Consider the following 21,877-nt stretch of genomic DNA (forward strand, 5'->3'; position numbering starts at 1 on the left):
TGTGTCTCTATTAAATGGATAATAGATCAGCCTCTTTTGCTTCCAATAACTTTTCTACTTCCTTGACATACTGATCCGTTAACTTTTGAATTTTTTCTTCAGCTGCGCGCGCCTCATCTTCAGAAATCATTTTTTCCTTTAAGGCTTCTTTTATTTCTGAATTTGCATCACGACGAATATTTCTGATTGAAACACGACCATTTTCTGATTCATGCTTAACCACTTTAACCAAGCCACGACGACGTTCTTCAGTCAGTGGCGGTAATGGAATACGAATAGTCATACCATTGGTCGCTGGGTTCAAACCAAGATCTGACTTTAATATGGCTTTCTCAATCGCCTGTACCATGCCTTTTTCCCATGGCGTGATCGTTAGCGTTCGCGCGTCTTCAACGGCAATATTGGCAACTTGGGATAGCGCCGAATCTGTACCATAATAAGATACACTAATCTGTTCCAACAAACTGGGGTGAGCCCTGCCTGTCCTGATTTTTGAGAACTCATGCTTTAACGCTTCAATACTCTTACCCATACGGGTTGCAGCACCTTGTTGAATATCACTAATCATAACTCTGTTCCTCGTTCAATAAGAGAGCCAATCTCTTCGCCCATCATTAATCTCATGACTGCACCTTGCTCAAAAATATTCATTACTCGCATCGGTACATTATTATCACGGCATAATACCAATGCAGTAGTATCCATAACATTAAGACGCTGATCCAATGCTTCGTCATACGTTAAGCGCGAATAAAATACAGCATCCTTAACCTTCTCGGGATCTGCTGAATATACACCTTTAACTTTAGTGGCTTTAATCATTAACCCGGCATTGATTTCAATCGCTCGAAGACTTGCAGCCGAATCAGTCGTGAAAAAAGGATTACCGGTGCCGGCAGCAAATATAACCACGCGACCTTTTTCTAAATGCCTGACCGCACGACGGCGAATATAATCCTCGCAGACCTGGTTAATTTTAAGCGCCGACATGACTCTGACCTGCTGACCGTGAGCTTCCAGTGCATCCTGCATGGCCAAGGCATTAATGACCGTAGCCAACATACCCATTTGGTCACTGGTCACCCGATCCAATCCTTCGGCAGCTTTTTCTGCACCACGTAATATATTACCGCCACCGATAACCAGACCAACCTGAATACCCACTTCACATAGCTCTTTTATTTCAGTGGCTAATCGCTTAACTATATCGGCATCAATACTACCGCCTGTCGCACTCATTAAAGCCTCGCCACTTAACTTAAGCAAAATTCTCTGGCAAATCGGTTTAGTCATAGTAGTATCGGGGTCAGTTTTGTAGGTTGATTATCATGAGCCAACAGTCATGGTCGCTTGTGTTGAACTGCCAAAAAAGGCAATTCAACAAGATCATTCTTAATTGCCTCTAACTTGCGCCATTACTTCTTCGGCAAAGTTTTCTTCTTTTTTCTCAATGCCTTCGCCCACTTCAAAACGAATGAAACGAACAGCTTTGTTGCCTTTTAATGACACCAATTGAGCGATAGTCATTTTATCGTCTTTAATAAAAGGCTGGCCCAACAAGGTTACTTCTGCCAAAAACTTTCTGATCTGACCGGTAATCATTTTTTCAATGATGTCGGCAGGTTTGCCGCTTTCAGCCGATAAAGCACGGAAAATTTCTTTTTCTTTTTCGATGGTATCAACCGGCACTTGCTCCTCAGAAACGTAATGTGGCTTGCTGGCCGCAATATGCATGGCAATGTCTTTGCCTAATTCCTGGTCTGCTACGGCTAATTCAACAATCACACCAATTTTGCTGCCATGTAAATAACACGCAGTACCACCTTCAGTCGTTTCAAATTTTTCAAAACGTCTGATAGTAATGTTTTCGCCCAATGTTGAAATCAAGCCGCGACGCATTTCATCAACAGTAACGCCACCTTCCAACGGCATCGCCAACAATTGCTCTTCTGTCTCAATGTTTCCTGCATTCAACAAGGCAACAGTTACGCTGTTAACAAAACCAACAAAATCATCTGCTTTGGCAACGAAATCAGTTTCGCAGTTAATATCGACAATCGCTACCGATTTGCCGCTATCACTAACTTTAACGCCGATAATACCTTCAGCGGCAATACGGCCTGATTTTTTATCAGCCTTTGCCATACCGGATTTACGCATATTTTCAATAGCCAAGTCCATGTCACCATTGGCTTCAACTAATGCTCTTTTGCACTCCATCATACCGGAGCCTGTTCTTTCACGCAGTTCTTTAACCATTACTGCACTGATAGTAATACTCATGCTTGTGTTTCCTCAAAATATCGTCACTGTAAAAACGCCCCCGTAAGGAGGCGTTTTTTGGCCTAATCCAACTTTTTATTTACACAGAAAACCTGTATAAATATGAAGACTAGTTATTCTGCCGCTGCTTCTTCAATAAAATCATCAGCCTTGGCTGATAGGCCTAAACCGGCTGTTTTCGCATCCAACACTATTGCAGAAACGCTTTCACAATAGAGTTTAACAGCGCGAATTGAGTCGTCATTACCTGGAATAACATAATCAATTAGCTCAGGTGAATTATTGGAGTCAACAATACCAACAACTGGAATACCTAATTTTTTTGCTTCGCTGATAGCATTCTTTTCATAACCGACATCCAATACGAAAATAACGTCAGGAACGCCCTTCATATCCTTGATACCACCAAGACTACGCTCCAACTTTTCCAGCTCACGCTCCATACCTAACGCTTCTTTTTTACCGAAACGTTGATAAAGCGTACCGTCAGCTTTCATTGCTTCCAGTTCCTTAAGACGATTAATGGATTTCTTGATAGTTTTGAAGTTGGTCATCATGCCGCCTAACCAGCGATGATTAACGTAGGGCATGCCGCAACGCTTGGCTTCTTCGGCAACAACTTTACGCGCCGCTTTTTTAGTACCAACAAACAAAATAGTGCCTTTATTTGCTGTCATCTGACTCAGATAATTCATTGCGTCATTAAACATTGGAAGCGTTTTTTCCAAATCAATGATATGGATTTTGTTACGTGATCCAAACAAATATGTTGCCATTTTTGGATTCCAATAACGAGTTTGATGTCCAAAGTGAACACCCGCTTCTAACATTTGACGCATGGATACTGCTGCCATTTACTTCTCCTAAGATTTAAAGTCGGAATATTTTATTCCGAGTTGGGTTGTGCCTCCGCCTATCCCGTCCAGTAACCCACTTCAACAAATGAAGCCGGCACCCTACCAAACGTGACGATAAGCGTGAGTATTTTTTACAAAAATGAACTTCACTTTATACCATAATTTACTTTTTACAACAAGCAAACGTCTGTTAAAATTAACATTATTATCGGTAAAAAGTGCAAAATCAGAGTATGTTAACATTACGCCTTGAACCATAAACCCTAATTCCTGAACCGCCCATGAGCATAATCATTAAATCCCCCAGTGAAATCACCAAAATGCGTATCGCCGGAAGACTGGCAGCCGAAGTTTTGGAAATGATTGAACCCTACGTTGTTCCTGGTGTGACCACCGAACAACTCGATAAACTCTGCCATGATTATATAATTGATGTACAAAAAGCCATCCCGGCACCACTCAATTATCACGGCTTTCCAAAATCAATATGCACATCCATTAACCAGACAGTTTGTCATGGTATTCCCTGCGAAAAGAAACTAAAAGAGGGAGATATCGTTAATATTGACATCACGGTCATTAAAGATGATTACCATGGCGATACCAGTAAAATGTTCTGCGTCGGTGAAGTGAGTCAACATGCAAAACGTCTGATTAAAGTAACCCAGGAAGCCATGTTCCTCGGCATAGAACAAGTCAAAGCCGGCGCTACTTTAGGCGACATTGGCCACGCCATACAAAAACACGCCGAAAGTAATCGTTACTCAGTGGTTAGAGACTTTTGTGGACATGGTATCGGTAAAAAATTCCATGAAGAACCACAAGTTTTGCATTACGGTAAAGCAGGAACAGGAATCACGCTCGATGCTGGCATGATAATAACCATTGAGCCCATGATTAATCTGGGCAAGTATGACGTTAAAGTATTGGCTGATGGCTGGACAGCCGTCACCAAAGACCGGAGTCTGTCCGCACAATTTGAGCACACCCTTTTAGTCACCACTGAAGGCTATGAAATCTTGACATTGCGTAAAGAGGAAATGTGACAGCTATAGATCAATACATCAATCCTACACTTTTTTCACAACCTGACAGCCTGCTGCAGTTTAAACACCTGCTAAAACAAAAAAATATCGAATTAAAACTAAAATTCGACCCACACCAATCAGTTTCAGATCTACTTAAAGAAAAATCAGACTTCATTGACCTGATTTTAAACTGTTGCTGGCAGTATTTTCTTGGCCCACATGCCGCGCAATTAAGCTTATGCGCCGTCGGTGGTTTTGGCAGAAGAGAGTTGTTTCCTCATTCCGATATTGACATTATTGTTCTATTGGATTCTGACGACACCTCACCTTATCAGGAAGCACTGGCAAATCTGTTTACTTTTCTATGGGATATCGGCTTAAAACCGGGGCATAGCGTACGTACTATTGATGAATGCGTTACCGTAGCCCTTGACGATCAAACTATCATGACCAGTCTGATGGAAATCAGCCTGATTGCCGGCAACAATACGCTTTATGAAATGCTTAAATTGCGTATAACACCTGATAAAATCTGGCCATCCGATCAATTTTTTTCCGCCAAGATGGAGGAGCAACGACTCCGCTACACCAAATTCCACGATACCGCCTATAACCTTGAGCCCAATATCAAAGAAGGGCCCGGTGGATTAAGGGATATGCAGGTTATTGCTTGGGTATTTAAACGTCATTACAACTCATCAACACTCAAGGAGCTCATTAAATACGGCTTCTTACCTGAGTCCGAATATGCAGAACTCATTTCAGCCCGCGATGTATTGTGGCGAATTCGTTATGCGCTACATCTTTTAACCGACCGTGCAGAAGATAGACTCGTCTTTGATTATCAACGTGAACTTGCCAAGCAATTTGGCTTCAGTACCGAGGATCAACACTACAATCAAGATGTCGAACAGTTTATGCAGTTTTATTTTAAAACTGTACAAGGGCTTGAACGACTCAATGAAATGTTGCTGCAGTTATTTAACGAGCGCTTTGTAACCGGTGAGATGATTTGCAAAGAAACCCCTGTTAACGATAAATTTATTGCCATCAACGGTTATCTTGAGGCAATTAACGAGTCGTTATTCGAACAACAACCAATGGCTTTACTGGAAGTGTTTTTATTACTGCAATTAAACCCGTCACTATCAGGCATAAGAGCCACAACCATACGCCTGATTAGAAAGAACCTGCATTTGATTGATGATGAATTTCGTAAAAATAAAACCGCTAATCGCCTTTTTATAGAAATATTTCGCAGACCACGTGGCTTAACCCATGAATTAAGACGCATGAATCGATACGGTGTATTAGCTGCCTACTTACCCAGCTTTGCCAACATCGTTGCGCGTATGCAATATGACTTGTTCCACATTTATACGGTAGATGAACATACGCTTTTTGTGGTTAGAAACTTGCGGCGTTTTTCATTGGAAGAACACCGGGATGAATTCCCACTCTGCAATAGCGTTTTTCTGCTGGTTACAAAACCGGAAATCTTATATATTGCCGCGCTTTTTCATGATATTGCCAAAGGCCAAAATGGCGACCACTCAGCCATAGGTGAAAACATTGCCCAAGATTTTTGTATTCAACATGATCTTTCCGCTCACGATACCAAACTAATCACCTGGCTGGTTCGGAGCCATTTGGTTATGTCCATGACAGCCCAGCGAAAAGATATCGGCGACCCGGATGTCATTCATGAGTTTGCGCAAAAAGTCGGCAGTATCGAATACCTTAATCACTTGTATTTATTAACTGTCGCAGACATACGCGCCACTAACCCGGAACTATGGAATGGCTGGAAAGATGCCCTACTTAAAGAGCTTTATTCTGCCACTTACAACGCCCTGATCCAGGGACTCCAAAATCCTGCAACTCTTGCCGACCGATTGCGTGAAAATAAACAGGAAGCCAAAGACGAACTGATTAAACTTGGCATATCGGAAGCCATCATTTATAGCGCATGGCAACACACCAACGATGATTATTTTTTACGTTATTCTGCCGATGAAATCGTTTGGCATACAACGACCATAGTCTCGGCCAAAGAAGCCGACTTGCCTTTGGTTTTGTTGCGCCAGCAAACCCAACTGGGTAGTGCAGAAGTATTTGTTTACACTAAAGATGAAGGCCCTATTTTCTCAATTATCACCGCCACCCTTGATCAGCTAGGCCTAACTATTCTTGAAGCCAGAATAATGACTACCCAGGATAATTATGTGCTTAACAGCTTTCAGGTACTTGAGCAGTCAGGAGAGCCCATCAACGAGTCCTTTAGAGTGGCTCATATTTGTATGTCACTCCGCAACAATCTGCTAAACAAGGACGTAAAAGGCCATATCAACATCCATCGTCGATCAAAATCAAGACAAGCCTTGCATTTTCCTATTCCTACCAGCATCAAATTTTTATCAGATCCATTACATAGACATACGATAATGGAACTTATCACGACAGACCACGCGGGGCTTTTATCAAAAATAGGACGTGCCTTCATCGAACAGAAGGTTAATCTGCTCAGTGCAAAAATAACTACCATTGGTAGTAGAGCTGAAGATATGTTTTACATCACCGATCAGCAATTACAGCCTATAAACGATATAGATAAACAAAATCTGATTCGCCGTAAAATACATAAAATACTTGATACTTGATACTTGAGTAAAGACTTGTAAACTTTTGATACCGGTCGGGATTTGCAACCCGACCGGCATGCTTGAGCGATTACCTAGCGATAAAGTAATCAATCTTTTCGTCCTGTTCATGGACGAAATTTATTTTGCCATATTAATGATGGCAACCCTCGCCATGAATATGACCATGAGTCGCTTCCTCTTCAGTGGCAGGTCTTACATCAATCACTTCCACATCAAAGTTTAAGGCAACACCAGCTAACGGATGATTGCCGTCAATAGTAATCTCATCACCCTCAATATTAACCACGGTCACTACGCCGGGACCTTCACTGACATCGGCATGAAACTGCATACCGACTTCAACATTATCGATACCTTCAAACATGTCCCGTGAAAGCACCTGAATCATATCGTCCATCAGTTCGCCATAAGCCTCTTCAGGAGCGATACGCACAGTAAATTTGTCACCGATAACTTTGCCAACGAGAGCGTTTTCAAGGCCGGGAACAATATTTCCACTGCCTTGTAGATAAACCAATACCTCTTCACCTATCGAACTATCAAGTACTTCCCCTTCATCATTAGTCAGGGTGTAATGAATAGAAACCGCCATGTTGTCAGCTACTTGCATAATAAAACCTTATTGCTTGTTAAAAAACGAAATATGATAACGATTTGCCAGACGTTTGTCTGAAAAAATCATCATTATCTAAAAACCTGCCGGTCATTTAATTCTTGATACCAATGCCTTTATGCAATAAAAACAAGCTGAAAAACATCAATACCACAATAAATCCACCCGTAATCATATAAGCCAACTGGATACTAACATCCGTCACACCTATCAGCCCGTATCTAAAGGCATTAATCATATACAAAATGGGATTGCCTCTGGAAATAGTTTTCCAAACCCCTTGCAGCATCTCTACCGAATAAAAAACGCCACCAAGATAACTTAAGGGCGTTAATATAAAGTTGGGAATAATGGAAATATCGTCAAAACTTTCCGCAAGAACCGCATTAATAAAGCCGGCCAAAGAAAATAAAGTCGCCGTCAATAAAGCCATGGATAACGTAATCAAGACGTTATTGACAACAATATCGGCAAACAAAAGCGAGATTAATGCCACCACCAAACCGACCAACAAGCCACGAATAATACCTCCGCTGACATAGCCAGCAAGAATTACCCAGTTGGGCACGGGAGCTACCAACAACTCTTCAATATTACGCTGAAATTTGGTCGAATAAAAAGAGGAAACCACATTCGCATAAGAATGACTGATTACCGACATAAGAATAATGCCGGGGACAATATAATCCATATAACTTGCGCCATTAATGGTACCGATACGACCGCCAATCAATTTACCGAAAATTAAAAAATATAATGCCGTGGTAATCGCTGGTGGCAATAATGTTTGCGGCCAGATGCGCACAAATCTGGATATTTCTTTGATCACCAATGTTTTTAACGCAATGGAATAATTCATTACTCGGCACCTGTGGACTTTGATTCTACCAAATCCATAAATAATTGCTCCAAACGGTTACTCTTGTTTTTCAGACTAATCACCTTGATATTATGTGCGCTTAACTGACTGAATAATTGATTAATGCCTAATTTTTTTGGCACAGCAACACTAAGTATCTTTTCTGCTATAAGCTCAATCTGATAACCTGCAATGACGGGAACATTAACTAACGACCCTGCCAGATCGAGAATAAAGTGGTCAACATCCAATCTCGCCAGCAAACTGGCCATGTCAGTATTTTCGACAATGAGACCCTGATCAATAATCGCGATATTGCGGCACAGGCTTTCGGCTTCCTCCAGATAATGCGTCGTTAAAATAATCGTTGTACCTTGTTGATTAACAGCCTCCATCATTTTCCACATGGACCGACGAATTTCTATATCAACACCGGCAGTCGGCTCATCAAGAATCAACAACTTGGGCGCATGTACCATGGCACGAGCAATCATAACCCGGCGTTTCATGCCACCGGATAAACGCCGGGAAACCGTATCGCGCTTATCCCATAAATCCATCTGCTTAAGACAGTACTCAGTTCTTTGCAGCGCAAGCTTACGCGGAAGTCCGTAATAACCGGCCTGATTAATAACAATACTTTTGACCGTATCAAATTGATTAAAATTAACCTCTTGCGGAACCAACCCCAAGCAACTTTTGGCTCTTGATCGATCTGTTTTTAAATCATGACCAAAGATACTGACCGAGCCACTGGATTCATTAACCAACGAGCTTATAATGCCAATCGCTGTCGACTTCCCGGCACCATTAGGGCCGAGCAAGGCAAAAAAATCACCTTCCTCAACGTCAAGATTAATACCTTTTAATGCTTCAAAACCATTATTATAAGTTTTTCGAAGCTTACGAATAGATAAAGCATTCATATTGAAACTAACACTTAACGGGAGCCTTTAAATAAGTTAAATTAGACAAATGCAATCCATAATAAAAAGCTTAAATGGACCACAGAAAACTGTGTTATTTTATCAGACATTAACACGCCTCGTAGACAAAACTGGATAATACGTGCCTATCAAACCACCAGAAATTGTTGCTGCCGTAGACTTGGGCTCCAATAGTTTTCATATGATTGTATGCAATCTAAACAACGGTACACCACAAACAATTGACCGACTTAGGGAAATGGTCAGACTTGCATCCGGACTGGATACCAACAACATTCTCGATGAGAGCACTCAAAATAGGGCGCTGGCCTGCCTGGAACGGTTTGGTCAAAGAATCCGTCACTTCCCGCCGGGCAGTGTTCGCATTGTCGGTACCAACACCCTGCGTACCGCTAAAAATGCAGCACAGTTTCTTATCAAAGCTGAACAGGCCTTAAATCATCCCATCCATATCATTTCAGGGATAGAAGAAGCCCGCCTGATCTACTTGGGAGTCGCTTATAGCTTAAGCAGCAACGCCAAACTACGCCTGGTTATCGATATCGGCGGCGGTAGTACCGAATACATCATAGGTACCGGCGAAACGCCCAAAGAGAAAGAGAGCTTGCATATGGGCTGTGTTTCATTAAGCGATGCCTTTTTTAAAGAGGGCCGGTTATCAAAACAAGCCTTTAGCCAAGCAACCTTGTTCGCCGAACAAAAACTGGAGCCATTCAAGAAAAAATTTCATTATTCAAACTGGGATGAAGCCATTGGCGCATCCGGCAGCTTGCGTTCAATTGCAAAAGTTCTGCAAGCGGCTAACTGGAGCAATAACGGCATAACCTGGCAAGGCCTGGAGAAACTGGTTGCCCATATAAACCAGTGTGATCATATTAACAATCTTAATTTACCCGACCTTGATCCAGAACGCCTACCGGTTTTTCCGGGCGGTGTAGCTATTATCTATGCTACTTTTAAAAGCCTGGGGATAGAGCAAATGACAGTTTCTGATGGTGCCTTAAGGGAAGGTCTCATACAGGACTTGGTCGGCCGCATTTATAATGAAGACATGCGCTCGGTAACCGCTCAGTCTGTCGCCGATCGCTATCACACCGATAAAAAACATGCTGCGCAGATAAATAAAACCATTAATATCATCTTGAATCAGTTAAGCGACCATCACGACTGGGCTACTGATGAAGACTGTGTACAATTTTTGGATTGGGCCGCTGATTTACATGAAATTGGCATTGATATAGCGCATAGCCAATACCATAAACACAGCGCCTATATTATTGAAAATGGTGATTTAGCCGGTTTTTCCAACCAAGATCAACTATTGCTGGCATCGATTATCAGAGCACATCGACGCAAATTTTCGCAAGCTCTTTTCCAAGACTTACCACCACCCTGGAATAACTTCGCACCTTACCTGACGCTTGTTTTGCGACTGGCCGTATTGCTCCACCGCAATCGCCTGGAACAAGCATTACCTGACTTTAAGATCGCTATTATAAAAACCAAAATTTACTTAACATTCCCCGGTGAGTGGTTAACCTTATCTCCACTGACTTATGCTGATTTACTTCAGGAAGCAGATTATCTTAAAGCTGCCGGCTTCAAGCTGGAATTTACATGATCCCTGCCTTATGAAAGTTCTCTCGCGCATTTTTTTACTCTGTCTGGGTGCTTTACTGATTTTATGCACCCTGCTGATTTTTTTTGGCATTAGTGACAAGCCTGACCTTGCGGTAGCGTGGACGCTCACTCATGATGATATTACCAGAGCCAAAAAAATCCTTTATGAAGGCTCTAAAACCAAACCTGATGAAATCAACACTATCGAGCTAACGCAAGCCGACCTTAATCTTGCCGCCAATTATTTGTTAAATCGGTATAGAAAAAGTGCAGTACAAATAGAACTAAAACAGGACGTCTTAAGATTTAATGTCACCATGACACTGCCAAGTAACAGCTTGGGTCGATATTTGAATATCAGCTTTAGATTGGGTAACGAAAACCAGAGCGAAATACCCAGCCTTACCAAATTTAAAGCCGGTAAATTATTGCTACCAGCCAAATTTGCCGCTTTTGTTATCGACAACATTATCAGACACACCTCATTAAATGAGTATTTTATACTGGCAACCCGCCCCATTAGAAGCATTCAAATTGACCAAGAAAAAGCTACTATTAGCTATTACTCCAGCATGGGAACCCTGATTCAGGCACGAAATTTCCTGACTCAAGGAGGAGACAATGCCAATATTGATATTTACCAGCAAAAACTGGCCGAAATCATCGCCAAGCATGATCCTGCCTGGCGTTTATCGCTGGCCGATTTATTAAAACCCTTATTTGAATTGGCACTTCAGCGTTCTACAGTAGAAAATGCAATAGAAGAAAACAAGCTGGCAATTATGGCGGTAAATAATTATGTTAATCGAAAAGAAACCAAAAAACTCCTGTCTTTTCCTGCCTCCAAATTAACGGCAGAAAAACGCTATTCCACTTTTTTATACAAAAGAATAGATCTTGCCCAGCATTTCATAGGCTCTGCGGCTATTACTGCTTCTGTTAATGGTCAGGTGGCCAAAGTGGTCGGTGAAGAGAAAGAATTAAGCGATGCACAGGGCGGGAGTGGTTTCAGCTTTATTGACTTGGCGGCTGACAAAGCGGGCACACGCTTTGGTGAACTGGCAACATCATCACCAGAAAATGCACGCAAGATTCAAAAAGCCATGTCGGAAATAAAAAATTATAGCGACTTTATGCCTGATCCTACGGATCTTCCCGAGCACATGGACGAAGCTGAATTTAAACAGCGCTACCAGTCGGTTGATAGCCCCACTTATCAGGCACTATCAAAACAGATCGATGCCCGCATAGCCGCAACACCGATTTACAACAAAGACTGATATTATTACTAACTGAAGCAAACTATAATCGATAGGACGCCATAGCCCATTACTTTATTGCGTCGAATGCTGGATTATTCCGCTATGATGCAATACGCTGTCGCTATCAGACCCTACACAGCTTTAATTGTATCGATACAAGACTACTCACATTCCAAACCATCAACCCGCTGAAACCCGCGAGGTAAATGCAAACCTCTTTTGGCACGACTGCCGGTGTAATGTTCTATATCGGAGGCTTTCAACGTTAAAGTTCGTTTACCTGAAACCACTTTTAACGAGCTGTTTTCAGGTATTGATAACACTGAGACCACATTATCAATTCCCGCCGCAAGATCAGCAGGAGGAATCTGTATCAGCTTATTGCCTTTGCCTCGCGCAAGCGCCGGTAAATCAGCCACAGGAAAAACCAGCAAACGGCCTTGCAAGGTAACGACTGCCAACAAATCAGACTCATTACGGACAGACGCAGGCTTTAAAACTTTCGCACCATTAGACAAGGAAATAAGCGTTTTACCCGCCTTATTTTTACTGGATAGTTCTTTTAGCTGAACCCTGAAACCATAGCCAAAATGACTGGCCAAGACAATCCAATCATCCGGATTACCGGCAAGCAAATGCGTAAACATTGACCCAGCAGGTGGATTAAGCCGTCCGGTTAAGGGCTCTCCCTGCGTTCTTGCTGAAGGCAAATCGTGAGCAGAGGTACTATACGCCCGACCAGTCGAATCAAGGATATAGACGGGTTGTGTTGAGCGGCTTTTTACCGCATCCAGAAAGCTGTCACCCGAGCGGTAGCTTAAACTGTCCACCTCAATATCATGACCTTTTGCCGCTCTTATCCAGCCTTTTTCTGACAAAATAATAGTTAAAGGTTCGTTGCTGATTAACGCGGTAGTTTGCAGCGCAACGGCGGCTACTCTTGCAACAATTGGCGAACGACGATCATCGCCATATTGCTCGGCATCACGCTCAATTTCTTTTCTGATCAAACGGTTTAATAACAACCGCGAACCCAAGGTTTTTTCCAGTGCAGCGCGTTCTTTTTCCAGTACGTCCTGCTCACCCCGAATCTTCATTTCTTCAAGCTTGGCCAAATGTCTTAACTTTAATTCCAGTATGGCTTCGGCTTGAATATCACTAAGTCCAAACCGCGCCATCAACACCGGCTTGGGATGCTCTTCATTACGAATAATGGCAATCACTTCATCAATGTTTAGATAGGCAATTAATAAACCATCGAGTATATGCAATCGGGCCAGTACTTTATCCAATCGATACTGCAATCGTCGACGCACCGTTTCAGTACGAAAAGCCAGCCATTCAACGAGAATATCCCTGAGCCCTTTAACCTTTGGCTTGCCATCCATGCCTATCATGTTCATGTTAACACGATAGCTTTTTTCCAGATCAGTCGTGGTAAATAAATGCGACATAACCGCATCAACATCGATGCGCTTGGATTTTGGAATGATTAATAAACGGGTAGGATTTTCATGATCTGATTCATCTCTCAAATCTTCAATCATCGGCAGCTTTTTCGCCAACATTTGCGCGGCGATTTGCTCCATCAATTTAGATCCTGATACCTGATGCGGCAGAGCAGTAATAACAATAGTGCCTTCTTCCTGCTCGTAGATAGCCCGCATTTTTATCGAGCCACCACCACTAAAATACATTTTTTGTATATCCTCGGCTGACGTAATAATTTCTGCATCAGTCGGATAATCAGGGCCTTTGATATGCTCGAACAGATCCTCCAAAGTACTTTCCGGCTTATCCAATAATTGCAGGCAGGCAGCTGCCACCTCACGAAGATTATGCGGCGGAATATCCGTCGCCATACCCACAGCAATACCCATCGTGCCATTCAGCAAAATATTCGGTAATCTTGCCGGCAGTAACACCGGCTCTTTTAACGTCGCATCAAAATTATCCGACCACTCAACCGTACCCTGCCCTAATTCACTTAACAACGTATTGGCATAAGCAGTCAAACGTGATTCGGTATAACGCATGGCAGCAAATGATTTAGGATCATCCGGCGAACCCCAGTTACCCTGTCCATCAACCAATGGATAGCGGTAAGAAAAATTCTGGGCCATCAAGACCATGGCCTCATAACAGGCAGAGTCACCATGTGGATGATATTTACCCAACACATCACCGACCGTACGCGCAGATTTTTTATACTTGGCCAGGGCATTCAAGCCCAGCTCTGACATCGCAAAAACAATACGTCGCTGCACCGGCTTTAAGCCATCCGCGATATGCGGTAAAGCCCGGTCGAGAATGACGTACATGGAATAATCCAGATAGGCTTTCTCGGCAAAATCCTTTAAAGGCAGTCGTTCAAAATTCTCTTGTAGTCCCACTTAAAACGTTTCCTCTGATAATTCAACATGGAGAGCGCGATTTTTCTCCAAACTTTGCTGACGCATTTTTTTGCGCATTTCAGCCTCTGCATACAATTTTTTTTCTGCATCAGTTTCCAAAAGCAGGCGCGGCACCTCAAAAGACTTACCTTCTTCATCAATAGCCACCATAGTAAAATAGCAAGAAGTTGTATGCCTTTTTTCATTAGTCCTTAAATGCTCGGCAACCACTTTCACACCGATTTCCATTGATGAACGGCCGACATGATTAACATGGGCATAAAAAGTTACCAACTCACCGACATTTACCTGCTGTTTAAAGAAAACCTGATCCAATGCCGCTGTCACCACATAATTCTTACAATATTTTGCCGCGCAGGCATAAGCCACTTGATCCAGTAACTTTAATAAGGAGCCACCATGCACATTACCTGAAAAATTTGCCATATCGGGCGTCATCAGCACTGTCATTGTTAAGGTTTTTTCTTGTTTAGCCATTTTATTAATCCGGGGTAAAAACCAACTTATGGCCTATTGTACCTGTTACCCACTTAAGGCGAAGTGCAAAGATTGTCGCGGGGCTACTTTTTCACATCATTAGTATATATCAGGAATATCAAAAATCTTACTTATGGACTCCACAACCTACCGTTAAATAAAAAAATTTCTGATTAACAAGATGTTTCAGCTGACGATGTAAGAGTAACGACTTAAAAGCCATAGCAGATTTAATATCCACTAAAGTGACAAGATAATGAATTTATAATTTTACAATTGATGGTCGGGTAAAACCGGGGGGTACCTGTATTATTGGCAGCGATTGGGATGTTTTTTGAAAGTTAACTATTAGCGGCTTACAGTTGGCATTGAGGAAATGCGGCAACAGACTGATTACATTTAGGAATTAATGCAGGGGATGAAGTTATCAAGATTTGGTAATTGCTTGATTTATTGGGGTGGGCGACGGGGCTCGAACCCGCGACAACCGGAATCACAATCCGGGACTCTACCAACTGAGCTACGCTCACCATAATAATGGGTTATTCATGTAATGGTGCGCTTGGCAGGACTCGAACCTGCGACCCCCGGCTTAGAAGGCCGGTGCTCTATCCGGTTGAGCTACAAGCGCTAAACTGGTCGGGATGGAGGGATTCGAACCCCCGACATCCTGCTCCCAAAGCAGGCGCGCTACCAAGCTGCGCTACATCCCGAAATCTCTTTTAAGACTGACTGGCAAAATTTGCAAACCACCCTTGAAGAGCTTTCTATTATGCCGACACATCTATATTTCGTCAATTGTTTTTTTCGCTAAAAGCAAAATCAGTTACAGTTTGGTTTTAACCAATTGATAAATATCTTCTACAACCGTATCATCAAAATTTGTCAAAATTGTTTTTAATTCAGCGAGTTTAGCCTCTGCAAACGTCCTGTCTTTAAGGCTGCCAGTATTAATATAAACATTAAGCGCTGCACTTTTTAAGCCACTATAACCTGCCATTACCGCAGCACCGGCATCACTAATAACGCCAATATTGCCTATATTTGCGGCACAACGACTTAACTCAATAGCTTCTGCACACGCGCGTGCACATTCTAAAGGAACTTCAGTAGCTGCTTTTAATACCCACTGTATTGCCTCGGTACGCTCCAGTTTTTCTTCTTCAGTTTCTTTAGGTAAGCCGTAAGCCGTCATTAAACGGTTAAATACATCAATATCGGCTTTAATCAAGCCTGTCAATTTTTCGCGTAACGCTTCTGATTTTTGCAGTAAGGCTTGCATTTCGGCTTCGACTTCTGCGTACTTGGGCTTACCAATGGTTAAATTACAAACCATACTGGTTAATGCGGCAGACTGTGCGCCCATTAATGCGGAGACGCTGCCACCACCCGGCGTTGCCGATTTACTGGCTAATTCATCAAGAAATAGCTGGATTGATTTATCTTTAATTTCGCTCATTAGGTAATTTTTTGTTATTGATTGCAGGTCAGGTTAGCGTAGCTATGATTGTCGGGTTACGCTGCAGCAACCCGACCTCAATTTAATGTGCGATTGAATATAAATAACTATTCGCGCCGCCAACTGGTTGTGCCGTCAGGTGCATCTTCCAAAATAATGCCCTGCCCTTTTAAATCATCACGCAGTTTATCGGCCAACGCCCAATTTTTAGCTTTTTTTGCCTCCAGACGCGCCTGTATTTGTTGCTCAATAACGGTATCTTGGCCTTCGTCATTAATAACACCACTTTTTAAAAAACTTTCAGGATCATCCTGTAGCATCCCCAACAAGCCACCTAACTGTATTAAGGTACTCGCCAACAATCGCGTTTTTTCCTGATCAGTTTCTTTGGTTTTATTCAGTTCCCTGGCCAAATCAAACAATACCGACATGGCAACAGGCGTATTAAAATCATCATTCATCGCCTGTTCAAAGCGGGCTTTATAATCTGTATCAATATCAGTGTTTGCAACGTCACAGCAACGTAAAGCCGTATAAAGCCGCGTTAAAGCGGCATTGGCATCATTCAGCTGTTCATCTGAATAATTTAAAGGACTTCGGTAATGACTGGAGAGAATAAAAAAGCGGATTATTTCAGGCTTATATTGTTTCAACACTTCACGTACAGTGAAGAAATTACCCAACGATTTGGACATTTTTTCTTCATTAATCCTTACAAAACCATTATGCATCCACAAATTAACAAATTTCTCACCGGTCGCGCCTTCAGACTGGGCGATTTCATTTTCATGATGGGGAAACTGTAAATCCATACCGCCACCATGAATATCAAAATGATTGCCCAAGCAACAAGTCGACATTGCTGAACATTCAATATGCCAACCGGGACGACCCAAGCCCCATGGCGAGTACCAGGCAGGTTCGCCTGCTTTGGCCATTTTCCATAACACAAAATCCAGTGGATTACGCTTTGCCAAGTCAACATCAACCCGCTCCCCTGCCTGCAAGTCATTAATATTTTTGCCGGATAAGTGTCCGTAATTTTTAAATTGGGTGACGGCGTAAAACACATCACCATTACTGCCAACATAAGCCAGATCCTTAGCAATTAAGATCTCAATCATGGCAATAATATCAGGGATAGATTGTGTAGCTCTGGGCTCAATATCTACCGGCAAGACAAAAAGCGCACGTTCATCTTCGTGCATTGCATTAATAAAGCGCTCGGTCAATTCACCAAAAACTTCGCCATTGTCATTGGCACGCTGAATAATTTTGTCATCAATATCAGTAATATTTCGCACATAGGTCAAGTCATATCCCAAATAACGAAAATAACGCGCAACAGTATCAAATACTACCATCACGCGAGCATGACCAACATGACAATAATCATAAACCGTCATACCGCAAACATACATGCCGACTTTGCCCTCTACTCGCGGTTTAAACTGTTCTTTTTTTCGGGACAAGGTGTTATATATTTTCAACATATATTTAATAAAGTAAACAGTTAGGCAGGATCTGCACACAGCGTCCTTTTAACAAAAAAATTACCAATGCTAAGGGCCGCTTAAGCAATAAAGCGGTACAATTTACCAAGCGACTACTTCTCTTTCAAGATAAAAACACATAAAATCTATCATTTGCATCACTCGTAAGGAAAAACCAATGCGCAAAGTCATTCTTTTCATGATGCTTTTTTTAATCTCAACACTTTCTTTTGCAAAGGAAAATAATATGTCAGATACACAAACAAAAGTTAAATTAACCACTACACTCGGTGAAATTATTATTCAGTTAAATACTGAAAAAGCCCCCGTTTCGTCGGCAAATTTTTTAACTTATGTTAATGAAGGCTTTTACAATGGGACTATCTTTCACCGCATCATTCCGGATTTTATGGCGCAAGGTGGTGGCTTTGACGTCAAATTTGATCAAAAATCCGTTCACGGGGCGATCAAAAATGAAGCCAACAATGGCCTGAAAAATACCCGTGGTACCTTGGCAATGGCTCGTACCAATGATCCCCATTCCGCTACTGCCCAATTTTTCATCAATTACAAAGATAATTCATTTTTAAACCACACCAGCGAAACATCCAGTGGCTGGGGCTATGCCGTATTTGGTGAAGTGATTGAAGGCATGGATGTTGTCGATGCAATGGCTAAAGAAGCGACCAGTAATCGTGGTGGCCATGAAAACGTACCTAAGACAGACATCGTTATTGAAAAAGCTGAAGTTGTAAAATAAAGCCCAAGGTACAAGGCTAAAACATCTCACTTTCGCCTTGTACCTCCACCCCCTCTACGAGCACCCCATTGAACCAAGAAATCCTTTTTATTTCAGATTTACACCTTGCCTTGGAAAAACCTGAAATCACCCGTCGATTTCTTGATTTCCTGAAAAACAGGGCACCTAGAGCGGCGGCTGTTTACATATTAGGCGATCTTTTTGATACCTGGATAGGTGATGATGACCCTACGCCGCCAACCCATAAAATCCGCAAACAACTCAAACAATTAACCGCTTCCGGTATGCCGGTTTTTTTACAGCCAGGGAACAGGGACTTTCTGTTAGGCAAACAATTCTGCCTGGATACCGGTGTTACCCTGCTGGATGATTATGTGGTTATTGATTTACATGGCACACCAACACTGCTCACCCATGGTGACTTATTATGCAGCGACGACCTTCCTTATCAAGCCTTTCGCATTAAATCGCATACGCCCGAATGGCAACAGTCCGTCTTATCAAAACCGCTCCTGCTAAGGCTATTGGTTGCTCGCTGGTACCGTATCCGTAGCTATTTTCATAAACGCAAAAAATCTCAAAGTATCATGGACGTCAATCAGGATACCGTAATTAAAGTGATGCATGAGCACCAAACTTTACGCTTGATTCATGGCCATACGCACCGCCCTAACATTCATAACTTTGAAATAAACGGACACTCTGCTCAACGCTTTGTGTTGCCTGCATGGAGTAAAGATGCTGGCGGCTTATTATGCTGGAACAGCAAAGGCTATCAACTGGAAAGCATTTAAAAAAAACCGGCTCACTCAGTTAAAATACAAAATCAGTCAAGCCGTTTATATCACGATAATCCCATCTTAAAGGTAGCCAAAAACCGACCTTGAAATAGTTGACTTTGAATTATTATGCATTAAGTTAACAGTTGAAAAAATAGTATCTCAGGTGCGTGGTTAAAGAGCAGACAAACCTGATTACTAGCGTATTTTGCCTTGGCTCTTCAACATCGAGTCTTTTAAAAGTTGACTTTTTAGGCAAAATCATTAAATCTAGTCGCTTGGCGTGAAAAATTCCTGCCTTTTAGGATCGAAGAATCACCCAAAAAAACTAATATTAGTCTTAAAAAATCATAATCAGTATTTTGTCTAATTAACAGGGTACCAGGAGAACTATAATATGAAGAAGCCTTTAAAAAATTGGCTACTTGCTTCAAGTGTAGCGGCATTATTAGCTGCACCAGCAATTTTAACTGCTAACAGTAATGTTGAAGCCCTTACCAAAGATCCAGCTAACTGGGCCACTTGGGGTGGAGATTACGCAGGTACTCGTTACAGTACAATTGATGATATCAATGTTGACAACGTAAAGAACTTGCAACCTGCATGGTCTTTTTCAACAGGTGTTTTACGTGGCCACGAAGGTGGACCATTGGTTATTGATGATATTATCTACATCCAAACGCCTTTTCCAAACACGGTTTACGCACTTAACCAAAAAACCCAGTCTGTTATTTGGGAATACACACCAACACAAGATGCTGATGTAACTGTTCCAGTTATGTGTTGCGATACTGTGAATCGTGGTTTGGCTTATGGTGATGGCAAGATTTTCTTGCAACAAGCTAATACTGTTTTAACCGCACTAGACGCCAAAACCGGTAAACGAGTTTGGAGTGTACAAAACGGTGACCCTAAACTTGGTATGACCAACACTAACGCACCGTTAGTTGTTAAAGATACTGTGTTAACCGGTATTTCCGGCGGTGAATTTGGTGTTCGTGGCTTTTTGGCTGCTTATGACATCAAGACTGGTAAATTGAAATGGAAAGGTTACAGTGTTGGTCCTGATAAAGACATGCTGATAAACCCAACCAAAACAACTACTTGGGAAAACGGTAAAGTCACCCCGGTTGGCGCAGAATCAAGCTTAAAATCTTGGGAAGGCGACCAATGGAAAATTGGCGGCGGTACAACTTGGGGCTGGACCAGTTACGACTCTAAATTAAACTTGATCTATTACGGATCAGGCAATCCATCAACATGGAACCCAACACAACGTCCGGGTGACAACAAGTGGTCCATGTCTTTATGGGCACGTGATGCTGACACTGGCGAAGTTAAGTGGGTCTATCAAATGACACCACATGATGAGTGGGACTTTGACGGTATCAATGAAACGGTTCTGGTTGACCAAGAAGTTAAAGGTAAAATGCACAAAACCATCGTGCATTTCGACCGTAACGGTTTTGGCTATACCCTGGATCGTGAAACAGGTGAATTGTTGGTTGCCGAGAAATTTGATAAGTCAGTTAATTGGGCATCACACGTCGACATGAAGACCGGTCGTCCAGCAGTGGTAGCAAAATTCAGTACTGAACAAAACGGCGAAGACGTTAAATCAGAAGGCGTTTGCCCTGCTGCGTTAGGTAGTAAAAACCAACAACCGGTTTCTTACTCACCACAAACCGGCTTGTTCTACATTTCAGCCAACCATTTGTGCATGAACTACGAACCTTTCGAAGTGACTTACACAGCCGGTCAGCCTTATGTTGGTGCAACGTTGGACATGATGCCTGCTGGTGCGGATGTTTTGACCGGAAAACCTGACAATACCACCAACTTGGGTCAGTTCACTGCATTTGATGCCAAAACAGGTAAAATTGCCTGGTCAAACAAAGAACCCTTCTCGGTTTGGTCCGGTTCATTGGCTACTTCAGGCGGCGTCGTATTTTACGGCACACTGGAAGGTTATTTGAAAGCAGTTGATGCTAAAACAGGTAAAGAATTATATAAATTCAAAACACCTTCCGGCATCATCGGCAACGTTAATACCTGGAAATACGAAGGCAAACAATATATCGGTGTTCTTTCCGGTATTGGCGGCTGGGCAGGTATTGGTATAGCTACTGACTTTGGTAGAATGTTGGAAGAAGCACAAGCCAAGGCTGCTGCAGAAACCGATCCAGAGAAAAAAGCGGCATTGGAAAAAATAGCTGTGAAAATATCACAAGAAGGCTTGGGTGCCAACGGCGCTTACGCAAGCTTGGCATCTTTCACAAAACAAGGTGGTACGTTCACTGTGTTTACATTGCCTAACAAATGATTTATCTGATTTTTTAGATTGATTATTAAAGCCCTGGTTA

The 21,877-nt window shown here is 42.3% G+C and carries 18 protein-coding genes and 3 tRNA genes; 7 read left to right on the plus strand and 14 right to left on the minus strand.

All coding sequences use genetic code 11. The features are described from left to right. Positions 1–10: 10 nt before the first annotated feature. The 4 genes from frr to rpsB form a co-directional block, all read right to left on the minus strand. Positions 11–568, minus strand: coding sequence for a ribosome recycling factor (gene frr, locus KKZ03_RS00460; protein ID WP_243219204.1), 558 nt, complete (start codon positions 566–568; stop codon positions 11–13). Continuing rightward, positions 565–1,293 (minus strand): UMP kinase, encoded by a 729-nt coding sequence (pyrH, locus tag KKZ03_RS00465; RefSeq protein ID WP_243219208.1) that lies wholly within the window; start codon positions 1,291–1,293, stop codon positions 565–567. Before pyrH ends, frr begins: the two co-directional genes overlap by 4 nt. A gap of 99 nt (positions 1,294–1,392) precedes the next feature. Next, positions 1,393–2,283: a translation elongation factor Ts gene (tsf, locus tag KKZ03_RS00470; protein ID WP_243219212.1), complete on the minus strand. Its 891-nt coding sequence runs from the start codon at positions 2,281–2,283 to the stop codon at positions 1,393–1,395. A gap of 113 nt (positions 2,284–2,396) precedes the next feature. Continuing rightward, positions 2,397–3,137, minus strand: a complete 741-nt coding sequence (gene rpsB / locus KKZ03_RS00475; protein WP_243219220.1) for a 30S ribosomal protein S2 — start codon at positions 3,135–3,137, stop codon at positions 2,397–2,399. A 284-nt stretch (positions 3,138–3,421) separates the two neighbouring features. Here rpsB and map point away from each other — a divergent pair, with 284 nt between their 5' ends. Both map and glnD read left to right on the plus strand, forming a co-directional pair. After that, positions 3,422–4,186 carry a type I methionyl aminopeptidase gene (gene map / locus KKZ03_RS00480; protein ID WP_243219223.1) on the plus strand — a complete coding sequence of 255 codons (765 nt, stop codon included), beginning with the start codon at positions 3,422–3,424 and terminating at the stop codon, positions 4,184–4,186. 5 nt (positions 4,187–4,191) lie between these two features. Beyond that, the gene (gene glnD, locus KKZ03_RS00485) at positions 4,192–6,828 is read left to right on the plus strand and encodes a [protein-PII] uridylyltransferase (protein WP_371744915.1); all 2,637 of its coding nucleotides are present in this window, start codon (positions 4,192–4,194) and stop codon (positions 6,826–6,828) included. 133 nt (positions 6,829–6,961) lie between these two features. Here the strand turns inward: glnD and KKZ03_RS00490 are convergent, their stop codons facing one another. The 3 genes from KKZ03_RS00490 to KKZ03_RS00500 form a co-directional block, all read right to left on the minus strand. After that, positions 6,962–7,441 carry a peptidylprolyl isomerase gene (locus KKZ03_RS00490; protein WP_305852361.1) on the minus strand — a complete coding sequence of 160 codons (480 nt, stop codon included), beginning with the start codon at positions 7,439–7,441 and terminating at the stop codon, positions 6,962–6,964. A 97-nt stretch (positions 7,442–7,538) separates the two neighbouring features. Then, a complete protein-coding gene (locus tag KKZ03_RS00495) occupies positions 7,539–8,303 on the minus strand; it encodes an ABC transporter permease (RefSeq protein ID WP_243219227.1) in 765 nt (254 codons plus the stop codon). Further along, positions 8,303–9,229: an ABC transporter ATP-binding protein gene (locus KKZ03_RS00500; protein ID WP_243219230.1), complete on the minus strand. Its 927-nt coding sequence runs from the start codon at positions 9,227–9,229 to the stop codon at positions 8,303–8,305. Before KKZ03_RS00500 ends, KKZ03_RS00495 begins: the two co-directional genes overlap by 1 nt. Positions 9,230–9,371: 142 nt before the next feature. Between KKZ03_RS00500 and ppx the strand changes: the two genes are divergently transcribed. Both ppx and KKZ03_RS00510 read left to right on the plus strand, forming a co-directional pair. Further along, the gene (gene ppx / locus KKZ03_RS00505) at positions 9,372–10,871 is read left to right on the plus strand and encodes an exopolyphosphatase (protein ID WP_243219234.1); all 1,500 of its coding nucleotides are present in this window, start codon (positions 9,372–9,374) and stop codon (positions 10,869–10,871) included. A 10-nt stretch (positions 10,872–10,881) separates the two neighbouring features. Beyond that, positions 10,882–12,150 carry a hypothetical protein gene (locus tag KKZ03_RS00510; protein WP_243219236.1) on the plus strand — a complete coding sequence of 423 codons (1,269 nt, stop codon included), beginning with the start codon at positions 10,882–10,884 and terminating at the stop codon, positions 12,148–12,150. 143 nt (positions 12,151–12,293) lie between these two features. Here KKZ03_RS00510 and parC read toward each other — a convergent pair whose 3' ends face one another. The 7 genes from parC to cysS form a co-directional block, all read right to left on the minus strand. Beyond that, complete coding sequence (parC, locus tag KKZ03_RS00515; RefSeq protein WP_243219238.1) at positions 12,294–14,525, minus strand: DNA topoisomerase IV subunit A; 2,232 nt, start codon at positions 14,523–14,525, stop codon at positions 12,294–12,296. Beyond that, positions 14,526–15,023: an acyl-CoA thioesterase gene (locus KKZ03_RS00520; RefSeq protein ID WP_243219239.1), complete on the minus strand. Its 498-nt coding sequence runs from the start codon at positions 15,021–15,023 to the stop codon at positions 14,526–14,528. A gap of 454 nt (positions 15,024–15,477) precedes the next feature. Then, positions 15,478–15,553: transfer RNA gene (locus KKZ03_RS00525), tRNA-His, on the minus strand. Positions 15,554–15,577: 24 nt separating this feature from the next. Further along, positions 15,578–15,654 (minus strand) — tRNA-Arg (locus KKZ03_RS00530). A gap of 5 nt (positions 15,655–15,659) precedes the next feature. Further along, positions 15,660–15,736, minus strand: a tRNA-Pro gene (locus KKZ03_RS00535). 113 nt (positions 15,737–15,849) lie between these two features. Continuing rightward, positions 15,850–16,482 carry a methenyltetrahydrofolate cyclohydrolase gene (gene fchA / locus KKZ03_RS00540; RefSeq protein ID WP_243219241.1) on the minus strand — a complete coding sequence of 211 codons (633 nt, stop codon included), beginning with the start codon at positions 16,480–16,482 and terminating at the stop codon, positions 15,850–15,852. A gap of 107 nt (positions 16,483–16,589) precedes the next feature. Then, positions 16,590–17,975, minus strand: a complete 1,386-nt coding sequence (gene cysS, locus KKZ03_RS00545) for a cysteine--tRNA ligase (RefSeq protein WP_243219243.1) — start codon at positions 17,973–17,975, stop codon at positions 16,590–16,592. A 247-nt stretch (positions 17,976–18,222) separates the two neighbouring features. On the opposite strand from cysS, the gene KKZ03_RS00550 reads away from it, so the two are divergent. The 3 genes from KKZ03_RS00550 (at position 18,223) to KKZ03_RS00560 (ending at position 21,837) form a co-directional block, all read left to right on the plus strand. After that, a complete protein-coding gene (locus KKZ03_RS00550) occupies positions 18,223–18,735 on the plus strand; it encodes a peptidylprolyl isomerase (protein ID WP_371744785.1) in 513 nt (170 codons plus the stop codon). 68 nt (positions 18,736–18,803) lie between these two features. Next, the gene (locus KKZ03_RS00555) at positions 18,804–19,529 is read left to right on the plus strand and encodes a UDP-2,3-diacylglucosamine diphosphatase (protein WP_243219246.1); all 726 of its coding nucleotides are present in this window, start codon (positions 18,804–18,806) and stop codon (positions 19,527–19,529) included. Positions 19,530–19,911: 382 nt separating this feature from the next. Continuing rightward, positions 19,912–21,837: a PQQ-dependent dehydrogenase, methanol/ethanol family gene (locus tag KKZ03_RS00560; protein WP_243219253.1), complete on the plus strand. Its 1,926-nt coding sequence runs from the start codon at positions 19,912–19,914 to the stop codon at positions 21,835–21,837. The last annotated feature ends 40 nt before the right edge of the window (positions 21,838–21,877 follow it).

This window comes from Methylobacter sp. S3L5C (assembly GCF_022788635.1).
GTDB lineage: Bacteria > Pseudomonadota > Gammaproteobacteria > Methylococcales > Methylomonadaceae > Methylobacter_C.